A 13,242-nucleotide genomic window follows, 5' to 3' on the forward strand; every position below is an offset into this window, starting at 1 on the left:
CGCGCGACAACGCGTGGATAACAAACTGGAGACCTGCATGCATTCGACAACCTCACTGATGAGTACCCGTGATCGGCTCGGCGCCATTCTGCGCGTCACGTCCGGTAACTTTCTCGAACAGTTCGACTTTTTCCTGTTCGGGTTTTATGCCACCTACATCGCACATACCTTTTTTCCGGCCAGCAGTGAATTCGCCTCGCTGATGATGACCTTTGCGGTCTTTGGCGCCGGCTTTCTGATGCGGCCCATCGGCGCCATCGTGCTTGGCGCCTATATCGACAAGGTTGGGCGGCGCAAAGGGCTGATTGTGACCCTGTCGATCATGGCCACCGGCACCTTCCTGATCGTGCTGATCCCCTCTTACCAGACCATTGGCCTGTGGGCGCCGTTGCTGGTGCTGATCGGCCGTCTGCTGCAGGGCTTCTCCGCCGGCGCTGAACTGGGCGGGGTATCCGTCTATCTGGCCGAGATCGCCACCCCGGGCCGCAAAGGGTTTTACACCAGCTGGCAGTCGGGCAGCCAGCAGGTCGCCATCATGGTGGCGGCCGCGATGGGCTTTGCCCTCAACGCCGTACTGGAGCAGAGCGCCATCAGCGACTGGGGATGGCGTATTCCGTTCCTTTTTGGCTGCCTGATCGTGCCGTTCATTTTTGTGCTGCGCCGTAAGCTGGAGGAGACCCAGGAGTTTACTGCCCGCCGCCATCACCTGGCGATGCGCCAGGTGTTCGCCACCCTGCTGGCGAACTGGCAGGTGGTCATCGCGGGGATGATGATGGTGGCGATGACCACCACCGCGTTCTACCTGATCACCGTCTATGCGCCGACCTTTGGCAAAAAAGTGCTGATGCTCAGCGCCTCTGACAGCCTGCTGGTCACGCTGCTGGTGGCGATTTCCAACTTCTTCTGGCTGCCGGTGGGCGGGGCGCTGTCCGACCGCTTTGGCCGCCGGCCGGTGCTGATTGCCATGACGCTGCTGGCGCTGGCTACTGCCTGGCCTGCGCTGACCATGCTGGCGAACGCGCCGAGCTTTTTGATGATGCTGAGCGTGCTGCTGTGGCTGTCGTTTATCTACGGCATGTACAACGGGGCGATGATCCCGGCGCTGACCGAAATTATGCCCGCCGAAGTGCGCGTGGCAGGCTTCTCGCTGGCCTATAGCCTGGCGACCGCGCTGTTTGGCGGCTTCACGCCGGTGATCTCCACGGCGCTGATCGAATATACCGGTGATAAAGCCTCCCCTGGCTACTGGATGAGCTTTGCCGCCGTCTGCGGTCTGCTGGCCACCTGCTACCTCTATCGCCGCAGCGCCGTCGCGCTGCAGACGGCACGTTAATCAGGGAGAGGATGATGCGTAAAACGACAGGAACCCTGCTGGCCACGCTGCTGCTGGCCGCCACCGGCGGCAGCGCGCTGTCCGCTGAGGTCACCGTGATGATCTCCGGCGGCTTCAAAGCGGCGCTGGAAAAGCTGGCCCCGGCGTGGGAAAAACAAACTGGCAACCATCTCGTGGTGATCCCCGGCCCGTCAATGGGGAAAACGCCGCAGGCGATCCCTAACCGCCTGGCGCGGGGCGAACACGCGGACGTGGTGATTATGGTCGGCGACGCGCTGACCAGCCTCGAGAAAGCGGGCCGAACGCAGCCGGATTCGCGCCGGGAGCTGGCCGACTCGCCCATCGGCGTGGTGGTGAAAGCGGGAGCGCCGCTGCCGGCCATCCGCAGCGCAGACCAGCTGCGGGCGGCGCTGCTGGCTGCCCCGTCGGTCGCGTACTCCGACAGCGCCAGCGGACGCTATGTCAGCTCGACGCTGTTCCACCGCCTGGGCATTGATGAGGCGATGCAGAGCAAAGCGCAGATGGTGGAGCGTATTCCGGTGGCCTCGGAAGTGGCGAAGGGACGTTATGCGATCGGTTTTCAGCAGGTGAGCGAACTGCTGCCGGTGCCCGGCGTAACCTTCGTCGGCGAACTGCCGGATAACCTGCAGTACATCACCCGCTTTGCCGGGGCGGTGACCGTCAGCGCCGACCACCCGCAGGAAGGAAAGGCGCTGCTGACCTATCTGGCCTCACCGGCGGCGCAGGAGACCATCCACGCCACCGGTATGCGAAGCGTGGCCGCCGCTGCGCCGGTCAGCCAGAAGGATACTGTTCAATAATCAGCTTCTCCAGCTCTGCCGCTACGTAGGACTGAATACGGCCGCTGAGGCGGATCAGGCCTACCGTGCGGGTGACCACCGGGTCAGTTAGCGGCACGGCGCGGAGAACGGAATGCTCCCCAGCGGGCATTGACATCGCGGGCACGGCGGCAATGCCGATGCCCGCTTCCACCATCCCCAGCATCGTGGTGACGTGGCGGGTTTCGCAAATGCTTGGCCGCGCCGGCGTCAGATGCGCCAGCTCCCGGTCGAGCAGCGTCCGGTTGCCGGAGACCCGATCGAGGCCAATATAATCCTGTTCAAAATATGCCTGCCAGCTGAGGTGCGTCCTGCCTGCCAGCGGATGGTCATGCCGACAGGCGGCGACATAGCGGTCGTCGGCCAGCGGGGTGAATTCGATGCTGGCCGGCAGGTTTTTGGCAAAGCAGAGCCCAAAGTCAGCCTGTCCGCTGCTGACCGCCTCGATCACATTCCCGACGCTGCTGTCAATCAGCCGGATACGCACCTGGGGATAACGCGCCTGAAAGCTGCGGATGATGTCCGGCATAAAGTAGTAGGCGGCAGAGGGTACCGTCGCCACCGTCACCAGCCCGGTGCGCGCCTTGCTGACCTGGCTGATATCCGCCAGCACCGTCTCGACGTGGGCCAGCAGCTGCTCTGAACGTTCGGCAAAATTCTGTCCATACAGCGTAAGGGTCACGCGGCGGGTGGTGCGCTCGAACAGCCGGTTGCCCAAGGCGGTCTCCAGCTTTTCGATGCGCCGGCTGAGGGCCGACTGCGACAGGCAAATGGATTCTGCGGCCAGCCGAAAGCTGCCATACTCCATCAGGGCGCGAAAGGCATAGAGATCGTTGAAGTCAAAATTTACGGGCATGGCGGCGGCATCCTTATCGGCTGTCTGACGCCTCGCCCCGTCCGGTGAGGGGCGATGGCGACGAAAATCGGCTCGGCAGGTGACTGGGCGCGCGGCTGACCGCACGCCGGGTCGTCAAACCTTGAGCAGTTTTACCGTGGCATCGATATCGATTTCGTCTTCCGAGAAGATCAGGGTTGTCCCCTGAAAGGTGGTGATCGCCAGCTTTTTCACCGAGCGCATCTCTCCCGGCTGCACCGTGGATTTTGGCCGGATGCTGTTCATCAGCAGCCCGACCGACAGTACCGCGTTTTCTTTATCCACGCGGGTCTCGACCGGCTCTTCTTCCCGGTAAACCACATAGGACTTGATGGAGGTCAGCTTCAGCCGCTCGCCGGCGATATAGATATATTTGCTCTCCGGAATGACCTTGACCGCGTAGGCCGACAGCCCTTTATTGTTGGTGGTTGGTTCGAAAGTCACCGCCGCGTCTTTCTTGATGAGATCGGGATTGGCGACCTTAATCACATGAAAATACCGGTTTTCGCCGTTTTCATCTTTGATAAATCCAAAACCTTTATCTTTAAACCACGTTGTGATTGTTCCGTTCATCGCCATTACCGTTCTTACTCGTTGGTTAACTCAAATTTTGCAGCGCGCAGTGTAAAGCACATTGCCTGCGCAGACCATGCCTTTACGATAAGTGTGGGTGATAAATGACACCGCCGCGAGGGCGGATCGTGCGCCAGCGTCGTACCGGCGGACAAAATGGGGTACTATCGCCGGCCACTCCTTCTTCGGGCCGCCTGATGTCCACCATTATCGATACCTTTGTCGCGCCGCCGTGCCGCGACCAGATCACCCTCTTGTATCAGGATGAACACCTGCTGCTAATCAATAAACCGGCCGGGCTGCTGAGCCTGTCAGGCAAAGATCCGCGCAACCTCGACTCTGTCCATCATCGACTGGTCCAGCGCTTTCCGGGCTGTACCCTGGTACACCGCCTTGACTTCGGCACTTCCGGTCTGATGGTGGTCGCCCGCAACAAGGGGATTAACGCTGCGCTGTGCCAACAGTTCAGCCAGCGCACGGTGGGTAAGGTCTATACGGCGCTGCTGTGCGGCCATCTGCCGGAAGACGAGGGGGTCGTGGAGGCGGCGATCGCCAAAGACCCGGCCCGTTTCCCGCGCATGTCGATCAGTGTCCGGCACGGCAAACCGGCGCGTTCGCGCTACCGGGTCATTGACCGCCTGTACCAGACGCGGGAAGGGGAGAGGGCGCTGGCGCTGACGAGGGTGGCGCTTACCCCGGAGACCGGGCGCACCCATCAGCTGCGGATCCACTGTCAGCTGCTGGGCTATCCGATCCTTGGCTGCGATCTGTATGGCGGCCGGGAATTGCCGGGCACGGAACAGGCTCCGCGGCTGATGCTGCACGCCAGCGAGCTGCGCTTTGTCCATCCCGTCAGCCGCGAGCCGATGCATATCCAGCAGGCAAGCTCGTTCTGATCGCCTGCCGCCGGAAGCCCGCGATCACCACATCAGGTCGTCGGGCACCTTAAAGTCGGCGTACGGATCGTCTTCATCCTGTTCATCCTGACTCAGGGCGCTGTGCAACACGATGCTGCTGGCATCGCGCTGGGCAATTTTCTCTGCCACGACCGCCGGAATAATCGCATACTCCCCTTCAGGTTTGTTATCCACCGCCAGGCGGGCAATCGCCAGACGGCCGTTAATCAGCTGGGTTTGGGTGGTCTTGTCGACCATGATTTTTTTGATCAGATTATTATCGGTAAAGTTAAAGCCGATATCGCCCCGGGCGACCGTAATGCGGTTCATCTCAATCAGCTGCTTGACCTGGGCTTTATACTCTTTCGCCAGCACCGCCTGCTTTTGCTGCTCGCTGAGCAGTTTATCGCGCTCCAGCTGGGCTTTTTTATTCTCTTCCACCGCTTCCCGGGCCTCACGGGCCTGCACGCGGGATTTTTTCGCCGTTCTCTGGACTTTGGCCATTTTTTTGCTGCTGACCAGGCCGGCTTTGAGCATCTGCTCTTGTAAGGTAAGTTTTGTCATTTGCGTATCTGAAGCTTAGGAAACATCTGGCAAGTATACCTGCATTGGCGGAAACGACGCCAGACCCGCGGACGTGCTGGGCCGCTGTGGCTAGTAGCGCGAGACTGGCGGGGGATTACTCCCGGGGCTGGAGCTGATAAATCCAGGCGCTGACCTGCTGTCCATCGTCGGTGGTCACCTCAACCGACACCCGATCGTACCCCTCCTCAAACTCGTCCAGCATGGGCCAGTGCGCCGCCAGCCGGTCGGACAGGAACAGATAGCCGTTGACCCGCGGGCCGTTGGCGTCGAGGACGATCCCCGGAAAATCAGCGGCAGCGCCCCAGCCGCGCGCGTAAAAGGTGCCAGTGACGTAGCCCGGACGCCACTCGCCCCCGATCGTCTCCAGAATATGCGCATTGCTGCGACCGGGACAGAGCGTCCCATAGACAAATAACGGTTTCATTGTTCCTCTCGCGATCGTGACTTCATCCGCCCACAGCGGAAACCCAAAATACGGGGTAATGTAGCGCCTGGCAATGGCCGGGTGTTGATCCGCCACCTCAACCGCCAGCAGTACCTTGACGCTCGCTCCGCCCGCTAATCCTCGCGCTGACAGACATCATGATGACAACACATACAGACCTCCGCTATTAAACCGGTGGCGACCCGCGCACGCTGGCCGATTTTATTGCGCTGCGTGCAGAAATGAACAAGCTCAACCACCCGGCGCGGCCGAATATTAACTGGCCGTATGCCGAGCAGCTTGCCCGCGGAACACCTCACCGGCTGGGCGGAGGGCATGCGGCAGCTGCAACGGCTCGCCGGTCAGCTCAATGCCCTCGACGAGCAGAAGGGGAAGCACCTGACGGTGAGCGAACTGAAAACGGCGGTGTTTGCCATCATGCAGTCGCTTAACCGCGCCGTTCCGCTGGAAGAGCAATTGCGCGAGGTGGCCGCGCTCCCCGTGGGTCAACCCTGGTCTGCCGCCCGCGGCAGCCTCGCCGAACTGCATCTGCAACAGCCGATCGTGGAGAATGCCCTACTGAAGCGAAATCAGCCGGCCTCGCCGCCCGCTGCGCTCCCCGAAACCGGTGAGGCCTTGATGAGTGAGGCGGTAAAATAAAATGTGCGCATGGCAACATTTTCTTTACATCATGATTGCAAGAACCGAACGCCCTTCGTAGTCTGAAAATGATTTAAATATACCGTTTGTGTTTATATTGAAAATTTTATTTCGACCTCTGAGGGCATGCTATGAAGCACTGTAAAATCATCCTGTTAGTAGGCCTTCTGGCCAGTTCCGCTTCGGCATTAGCGGATAAGATCGGCGTCTCGATGGCTTACTTCGATCAAAACTTTCTCACCATTATCCGTCAGTCCATTGAGAAAGAAGCTCAAGCCCGTCACGTCGATGTGCAGTTCGAAGACGCCCGCGGCGACACCGGACGCCAGGCCGATCAGGTGCAGAGCTTCATCGCCTCCGGCGTGGACGCCATCATCGTGGACCCCGTGGACTCCGCCAGCACCCCGCAGCTGACGAAGATGGCGCAGCAGGCCAGAATGCCGCTGGTGTATGTGAACCGGACGCCGGGGGATAAAACGTTACCGCCTGGCGTGGTGTTTGTCGGATCGGACGAGCGGGAGTCCGGTACATTACAGATGGAAGCGCTGGCGAAGCTGGCAAACTACAAAGGCAACGTCGCCATCATGATCGGCAATCTCACCGATGCCGGCGCGCTGCAGCGCACCAAAGACGTAGAGCAGGTGGTGGCCAAATACCCGGCGATGAAAGTGGTGCAGAAACAGCCGGCCAACTATTCCCGCAGCGAGGGAATGGATCTGATGCAGAACTGGGCAGGTAACGGGGAAGAGATTGATATTGTGGCGGCGAACAACGATGAGATGGCGATTGGCGCGGCGATGGCGCTAGAGAAGAGCCAGAAGAAGTTGCTGATCGGCGGGATCGACGCCACGCCGGATGGGCTAAAAGCGTTGGCCAGCGATAAGATCCAGGTAACAGTCTTCCAGGATGCCGTTGGTCAGGGCAAAACGGCCTTAGCGGTGGCGCTGAAGCTGATTAAAGGAGAAAAAGTCGAGTCCCATGTCTGGATCCCGTTTGAGTTAGTGACCAAAGAAAATATGCAGACCTATGTGGAAAAGAGTCATTAACGGCAAGGCGGAAGTGTTCGAACTTTGCTGATAAAACCGGGCTGAGAATGTGTCGCCCGGGCAATGAAACCGGAGGATAAGACATGGCAATGGCAAAAAGCGGTTATACGCTGCAGGTGATAAAGGCAGGGCAGCAGGGGCATGTTGAAATGAGGTGGGGGCATCTCGCGGAAGTCGATACGCGCGCGGCGGCGGCGACCATCGCGCAGCATATCGGGCGACCCTCGTCTGCGGCGGATCCGCAGGAGATTAGCCTGTCGCTGACCAATGCTGCCAGCGGCATCTCGGTGGAGCTTCATCACCCGGCCTCAGGGGAAAGCGCCACCCCGGCTTTTATTGAGGACGAGTTAAAAAAGATTGTGCAGATCGTTGATGGCTACGAAGCGGCAGAAGAGACCCATATCGTGGAGTAGCGCGCCGTCTGGCGCACGAAAAAAAATCCACGCCGGAGCGTGGATTTTTTATTACTCGATGGCGGCAGAAATGCCAGCCAGCGGGATCAGACGTTGAACAGGAAGTTCATCACATCGCCATCTTTGACGATGTAATCTTTACCTTCAGCGCGCATTTTACCGGCTTCTTTCGCGCCCTGTTCGCCTTTGTAGGCGATAAAGTCTTCATAAGCGATGGTCTGCGCGCGGATAAAGCCTTTCTCGAAGTCGGTGTGGATCTTACCGGCTGCCTGCGGCGCAGTCGCCCCTACCGGGATGGTCCATGCGCGCACTTCTTTCACCCCAGCGGTGAAGTAGGTCTGCAGGTTCAGCAGGGCGTAACCAGCGCGGATCACGCGGTTCAGACCCGGCTCTTCGAGGCCCAGCTCAGCCATAAACTCGTCACGTTCTTCATCGTCCAGCTCGGCGATGTCCGCTTCAACCGCGGCGCACACCGGCACCACCACAGACCCTTCCTGCTCGGCGATGGCGCGAACCTGATCGAGGTACGGGTTGTTCTCGAAACCGTCTTCGTTGACGTTCGCGATGTACATGGTCGGCTTCAGGGTCAGGAAGCTCAGATAGCGGATGGCGTCTTTCTCTTCTTTGGTCAGATCCAGCGCGCGCAGCATACCGGCGTTTTCCAGCTGCGGCAGGCATTTCTCCAGCGCGGCCAGCTCAACTTTCGCGTCTTTATCGCCGCCTTTGGCTTTTTTGGAGACGCGGTGAATCGCGCGTTCGCAGGTATCAAGGTCAGACAGCGCCAGTTCGGTGTTGATAACGTCGATATCTTCCGCCGGGTTCACTTTCCCCGCGACGTGAATGATATTGTCGTTTTCGAAGCAGCGAACCACGTGACCGATAGCTTCGGTTTCGCGGATGTTGGTCAGAAACTGGTTGCCGAGACCTTCGCCTTTGGACGCGCCTTTAACCAGGCCCGCGATATCAACGAACTCCATGGTGGTCGGCAGGATACGCTGCGGTTTGACGATTTCAGCCAGCTTGTCCAGACGCGGATCGGGCATCGGTACGACACCGGTGTTCGGCTCAATGGTACAGAAGGGGAAGTTGGCCGCTTCAATACCCGCTTTGGTGAGCGCATTGAACAGGGTGGATTTGCCGACGTTGGGCAAACCGACGATACCGCATTTGAATCCCATGATTTAAATCACCTTAATCTTTGGATAATCAATCTGTTACAAGGAACAGATTGCAGAAAATTGAATAGCTTTGCCTATTATACACGGTGCGCGGCAAAAATGCCGCACGACAACGGCTTATTGCGCCTTAAAGGCGTGTAAACGGTTGGTCGCTTTGGTGAGACCATCCTTTAACCAGATTTCCGTACAGCGCGCCGCTTCGTCGACGGCATCATCAATCAGTTTCTGCTCGCTGGCCGGCGGTTTGCCGAGCACAAAGCCGACAACCTTGTTTTTATCGCCCGGATGGCCGATCCCGACGCGTAAGCGGTGAAAGTTCGGGTTATTGCCGAGCTTGCTGATGATGTCCTTCAGGCCGTTGTGGCCGCCATGGCCGCCGCCAAGCTTAAATTTCGCCACGCCCGGCGGCAAATCCAGCTCATCATGGGCAACCAGAATTTCGTCCGGGTTGATGCGATAAAAGGTTGCCATCGCGGCCACGGCTTTACCGCTAAGGTTCATAAAGGTGGTGGGCACCAGCAGGCGAACATCCTCGCCCGCCAGGTTGATGCGCGAGGTGTAGCCGAAGAATTTGCTCTCTTCGCGCAGCGGCGCGCGATGGCGATCCGCCAGTAAATCCACATACCAGGCGCCAGCGTTGTGCCGGGTGGCGGCATATTCCGCACCGGGGTTGGCCAGGCCGACAATCAGTTTAATGGTCACGTTTTCTATCCTGCATGGGGCATTCTCTGCCGCGTAGTGTACTGTCTGCGGGCGCGCTTGACAAAATTCTGGCTATAAGACAATACCGGCATTGATGATTTACTCACTAAATCATTAGAATTTGATATGGTTCATAGACTTATTTGTAAATTTTTGTCTATTCGCTGTTCACTAATGTGATCGTGGGCGCACTCCGCAGAAGAGACCTTGTCTATACTACACCTATAAGATTTGGGGACATTCCCTGGCAACCCAAAGTCCGGAGGTGACACATGAAACGCAAAAACGCTTCGTTACTCGGTAACGTACTCATGGGGTTAGGGTTGGTGGTGATGGTTGTGGGGGTGGGTTACTCCATTCTGAACCAACTTCCGCAGCTTAACCTGCCACAATTCTTTGCGCATGGCGCTATCTTAAGCATCTTCGTCGGTGCTGTGCTCTGGCTGGCCGGAGCCCGTATTGGCGGCCACGAGCAGGTCAGCGACCGCTACTGGTGGGTGCGCCACTACGATAAACGCTGCCGTCGTAACCAGCATCGTCACAGCTAACCGCAACCGCATTTTCCGCATCGGCCTTCCGCGGCCGATGCGTTTTTCTCTGACTCTCGTTATCGCTTCTTCTTTTTCCCGCCATATAACGACCCCCATTCCGACCTGAGCTTCGTGATGCTATGGTTGCCGCCAAAAGTGAATATTAAGCGCGTTTTATGCTTGACCCTGACGTTACGTCAGGCAGCAGAGTAGCGGACCTGGCCACAGAGAGGAGCAGTCATGTTAATTCAGGTGGGAGAGCTGGCGAAGCGCGCCGGACTGACGGTGCGTACGCTGCATCATTATGAACAGACGGGGCTGTTAACGCCTTCGGCCAGAAGCGAGGCGGGCTATCGGCTCTATAACCTGTCAGCGGTTCAGCGCCTGCATATGATAAAGGCGCTGGCGCAGACCGGGCTGACGCTCGCCACCATCAAGGACTATCTCGATCGGCAAACGCTGTCGCTGCCTGAGCTGCTGACGCAGCAGATAGAGACGCTGAATGACCAACTGCGTGATGTCGCCAGGCTGCGCGACCGGCTGTTGGCGCTGCGCGAGGCGCTGGCGAGCGGCAATGAACCCGATCTGGAGTCCTGGCTACAGACGCTGGAGTTAATGAAAATGTACGATCGTTGGTTTAGTCAACAGGAGTTAGCCGCGCTGCCGTTTGCGGCACAGGATGAACAGCGCGCCCAAGCGTGGCGCGAGCTAACGGAGGAGGTGCAGACGCTGATGGCGAGCGGCTGCCCGACGGACAGTCCGCAGGCGATGAGTCTGGCGACGCGCTGGATGGAGCGCCTGGAGCAGGATACAGCAGGGCGCCCGGAGTTTCTGACCCGCCTGAACGCGATGCATGCCGCCGAGCCGCAAATGGTTGAACAGACCGGCGTCACGCCGGCCATCATCGCCTTTATCACCGAAGCCTTTGCCGAAAGCAAACTGGCCATCTGGGCGCGGTATCTCGACGATGAAGAGATGGCGTTCACCCGCCAGCACTATTTCGACCGGCTAAAGGAGTGGCCAGCGCTGGTGGCGAAGCTGCATCAGGCATGTCGGGAGGGTATAGCGCCGGATTCAGCGTCGGGTCAGGCGCTGGCCCGGGCGTGGCTTGAGCTGTTTCAGTCCTACGCCGGTACCCGGCCGCAGACGTTGCAGAAGTTTCGTCGGGCAATGGAGCAGGAGCCGCATTTGATGAAGGGCACCTGGATGACGCCGGCGGTGCTGAGCTGGCTACAACAGGCGACGGGGGCGTTGATGCGGCAGGCGCAGGGGCCTGCCGCCGGGTGATCACAGGTCAGCCAGCGCGGCCTGACGATCGGGGTAGAAGCTCAGGCGGCCTGGCAGCGGCTTGACGCCGGCGCGCGCTAACGTGCGTAGCGGCTGAAACTCGAGGTTAGATACGCGCAATTCACAGCCTTCCGGCAGCTTGTTCACAAAGCGCTGGAAGGCATCCAGACCGCCGGCGTCGAGAACCGGCACGGCGTCCCACTTCAGCACCACGATGCGCTTGCCGGCGATCCGGGTCTCCAGATCGTTGAATAAACCTTCGGCGGCGGCAAAGAATAGCGGACCGATCACCCTCAGCACCAGCACATCGTCTGGCACTTCGACGTTGACCGGCGCCAGATGCGTCATGCGCGCGATACGGCGCATAAACAATAGCGAAGCCAGCACGATCCCGACGCTGATGGCGATCACCATATCAAACAGCACCGTCAGCGACATGCACATCAGCATCACCACGATGTCGTCCTTCGGCGCGTGGCGCAGCAGATTGATGACTTTATGCGCCTCACTCATGTTCCATGCCACCATCAGCAGCAGGGCGGCCATCGCCGACAGCGGCAGCCAGGAGAGCAGCGGGGCGAGGATCAGCAGCGCCATGATCACCAGCAGGGCGTGGATCACGGCGGCAACCGGCGATGTGGCGCCGGCGCGCACGTTCGCCGCCGAGCGGGCAATCGCCGCGGTGGCGGTGATTCCGCCGAAGAACGGCGCAACGATGTTGCCTAGCCCCTGGCCAATCAGCTCGCTGTTGGCTTTATGCTTGGTACCGGTCATACCGTCGAGCACCACCGCGCACAGCAGAGATTCAATCGCGCCGAGCATCGCCATGGAGAAGGCGGCAGGCAGCAGCGCCTGCAGCGAAGCCCAGCTCAGGGTAAAGCTGGAGCCCGGCATATCCCAGGGCAGCACCAGCTGCGGCAGCAGCTGCGGAATGCCGTTGCCCTGAGTGCCGTCCGCCAGCTGATAGTGAAACTGCGAGCCGATCGTCGCCACATCGCCGCCGAGCAAGTTGACTACCAGCATCACCGCGCAGCCGGCCAGCAGCGCGGGGAGGTGGCCCGGCAGACGGATACCCAGCCGCGGCCAGAAGATCAGGGTGCCGAGGGTGACGACGCCGATGGCGGCGTCCCCGACGTTAATGGTCGGCAGGGCCATCGCCAGCGCGGCCACTTTCTGCAGATAATGCTCCGGCACATGGGGCATCTGCAGGCCGAGAAAATCCTTAATCTGCATGGTACCGATAGTGATACCGATCCCGGAGGTGAAGCCGAGGGTGACCGACAGCGGGATATATTCGATCAGGCGGCCAAAGCGCGCCAGGCCGAAAAGAATTAAAAAGATTCCCGACATCAGCGTCGCCACCAGCAGCCCCGCCAGGCCGAACTGCTGGGAAACCGGATAGAGGATCACCACAAAGGCGGCGGTCGGGCCGGAAACGCTAAAGCGCGACCCGCCGGTTAAGGCGATCACAATCCCTGCCACCGCTGAGGTATAGAGGCCGTACTGCGGCGGCACACCGCTGCCAATCGCCAGCGCCATCGCCAGCGGAATCGCAATGATCCCGACGGTGATCCCGGCGATCAGGTCACGCGTGAAGCGGGCCGTGGTGTACTGTTCTTTCCAACAAGCGTCGATGAGGGCGCGGAAAGGCATCACATGTGAGGAAAATAATCTGTTCACAATAATGTTTCATCCATGAGCGCATCATCTGTCAACTAAATGGCAGGTGAAGGAGGCATTGATCATTTCCACGTCATCTTTCGGGATGCCTCTGTGTTGGCTGCGTTCATTTACCCCAGTCACGTACTGCCTGTACGCTCCCGGGGATTCATTCACTTGCCGCCTTGACGCATGCCGAATGATGTTGTGGAAGAATTAAAAATGCAGAGACAAAAAAACCCG

Annotated in this window: 14 protein-coding genes and 1 pseudogene; 8 read left to right on the plus strand and 7 right to left on the minus strand. The window is 59.3% G+C overall.

Translation table 11 applies throughout. The features are described 5' to 3' along the window. The first annotated feature begins 37 nt into the window (after positions 1–37). Together ACLH1I_RS03795 and ACLH1I_RS03800 are read left to right on the plus strand one after the other, a co-directional pair. The gene (locus ACLH1I_RS03795; protein ID WP_151628725.1) at positions 38–1,333 is read left to right on the plus strand and encodes an MFS transporter; all 1,296 of its coding nucleotides are present in this window, start codon (positions 38–40) and stop codon (positions 1,331–1,333) included. Between the two features lie 11 nt (positions 1,334–1,344). Then, positions 1,345–2,154, plus strand: coding sequence for a substrate-binding domain-containing protein (locus tag ACLH1I_RS03800; RefSeq protein ID WP_025999205.1), 810 nt, complete (start codon positions 1,345–1,347; stop codon positions 2,152–2,154). Here the strand turns inward: ACLH1I_RS03800 and ACLH1I_RS03805 are convergent. Together ACLH1I_RS03805 and ACLH1I_RS03810 are read right to left on the minus strand one after the other, a co-directional pair. After that, positions 2,129–3,028: a LysR family transcriptional regulator gene (locus ACLH1I_RS03805; protein WP_017899856.1), complete on the minus strand. Its 900-nt coding sequence runs from the start codon at positions 3,026–3,028 to the stop codon at positions 2,129–2,131. The two genes, ACLH1I_RS03800 and ACLH1I_RS03805, sit on opposite strands and share 26 nt — an antisense overlap. Before the next feature lie 114 nt (positions 3,029–3,142). Beyond that, positions 3,143–3,625, minus strand: coding sequence for a cold-shock protein (locus tag ACLH1I_RS03810; RefSeq protein WP_004203243.1), 483 nt, complete (start codon positions 3,623–3,625; stop codon positions 3,143–3,145). Positions 3,626–3,816: 191 nt separating this feature from the next. Between ACLH1I_RS03810 and ACLH1I_RS03815 the strand changes: the two genes are divergently transcribed. Continuing rightward, positions 3,817–4,515 carry an RluA family pseudouridine synthase gene (locus tag ACLH1I_RS03815; protein WP_032456279.1) on the plus strand — a complete coding sequence of 233 codons (699 nt, stop codon included), beginning with the start codon at positions 3,817–3,819 and terminating at the stop codon, positions 4,513–4,515. Between the two features lie 24 nt (positions 4,516–4,539). On the opposite strand, the gene ACLH1I_RS03820 is transcribed toward ACLH1I_RS03815, so the two are convergent. Beyond that, complete coding sequence (locus tag ACLH1I_RS03820) at positions 4,540–5,079, minus strand: DUF2058 domain-containing protein (RefSeq protein WP_017899854.1); 540 nt, start codon at positions 5,077–5,079, stop codon at positions 4,540–4,542. A 115-nt stretch (positions 5,080–5,194) separates the two neighbouring features. After that, the gene (locus ACLH1I_RS03825) at positions 5,195–5,524 is read right to left on the minus strand and encodes a gamma-glutamylcyclotransferase family protein (protein WP_004203231.1); all 330 of its coding nucleotides are present in this window, start codon (positions 5,522–5,524) and stop codon (positions 5,195–5,197) included. Positions 5,525–5,821: 297 nt separating this feature from the next. On the opposite strand from ACLH1I_RS03825, the pseudogene ACLH1I_RS03830 reads away from it, so the two are divergent. From ACLH1I_RS03830 to ACLH1I_RS03840, 3 genes and pseudogenes are all read left to right on the plus strand, one after another. Continuing rightward, positions 5,822–6,184, plus strand: a pseudogene (locus ACLH1I_RS03830) (VasL domain-containing protein); the annotation flags it as partial. A gap of 131 nt (positions 6,185–6,315) precedes the next feature. Beyond that, entirely contained in the window at positions 6,316–7,230 is a 915-nt protein-coding gene (locus ACLH1I_RS03835; protein WP_004203227.1) for a sugar ABC transporter substrate-binding protein, read from the plus strand. An 83-nt stretch (positions 7,231–7,313) separates the two neighbouring features. Continuing rightward, on the plus strand, positions 7,314–7,643 hold the full coding sequence (locus tag ACLH1I_RS03840; RefSeq protein WP_004203225.1) for a DUF1869 domain-containing protein: 330 nt from the start codon (positions 7,314–7,316) through the stop codon (positions 7,641–7,643). Positions 7,644–7,729: 86 nt separating this feature from the next. Here ACLH1I_RS03840 and ychF read toward each other — a convergent pair whose 3' ends face one another. Together ychF and pth are read right to left on the minus strand one after the other, a co-directional pair. Further along, positions 7,730–8,821, minus strand: coding sequence for a redox-regulated ATPase YchF (ychF, locus tag ACLH1I_RS03845; RefSeq protein ID WP_004203224.1), 1,092 nt, complete (start codon positions 8,819–8,821; stop codon positions 7,730–7,732). Between the two features lie 117 nt (positions 8,822–8,938). Further along, positions 8,939–9,523, minus strand: coding sequence for an aminoacyl-tRNA hydrolase (pth, locus tag ACLH1I_RS03850; RefSeq protein ID WP_004180389.1), 585 nt, complete (start codon positions 9,521–9,523; stop codon positions 8,939–8,941). A 272-nt stretch (positions 9,524–9,795) separates the two neighbouring features. Between pth and ychH the strand changes: the two genes are divergently transcribed. Together ychH and ACLH1I_RS03860 are read left to right on the plus strand one after the other, a co-directional pair. Continuing rightward, positions 9,796–10,071 carry a stress-induced protein YchH gene (gene ychH, locus ACLH1I_RS03855; RefSeq protein ID WP_002910437.1) on the plus strand — a complete coding sequence of 92 codons (276 nt, stop codon included), beginning with the start codon at positions 9,796–9,798 and terminating at the stop codon, positions 10,069–10,071. Positions 10,072–10,293: 222 nt separating this feature from the next. Beyond that, complete coding sequence (locus tag ACLH1I_RS03860; protein ID WP_048324773.1) at positions 10,294–11,340, plus strand: MerR family transcriptional regulator; 1,047 nt, start codon at positions 10,294–10,296, stop codon at positions 11,338–11,340. Here the strand turns inward: ACLH1I_RS03860 and dauA are convergent, their stop codons facing one another. Next, positions 11,341–13,020, minus strand: a complete 1,680-nt coding sequence (gene dauA, locus ACLH1I_RS03865) for a C4-dicarboxylic acid transporter DauA (protein WP_004203219.1) — start codon at positions 13,018–13,020, stop codon at positions 11,341–11,343. Between the last annotated feature and the right edge of the window lie 222 nt (positions 13,021–13,242).

The organism is Klebsiella sp. 1SOBk10mer, from assembly GCF_046602535.1.
GTDB classification, from domain to species: Bacteria; Pseudomonadota; Gammaproteobacteria; order Enterobacterales; family Enterobacteriaceae; genus Klebsiella; species Klebsiella quasipneumoniae.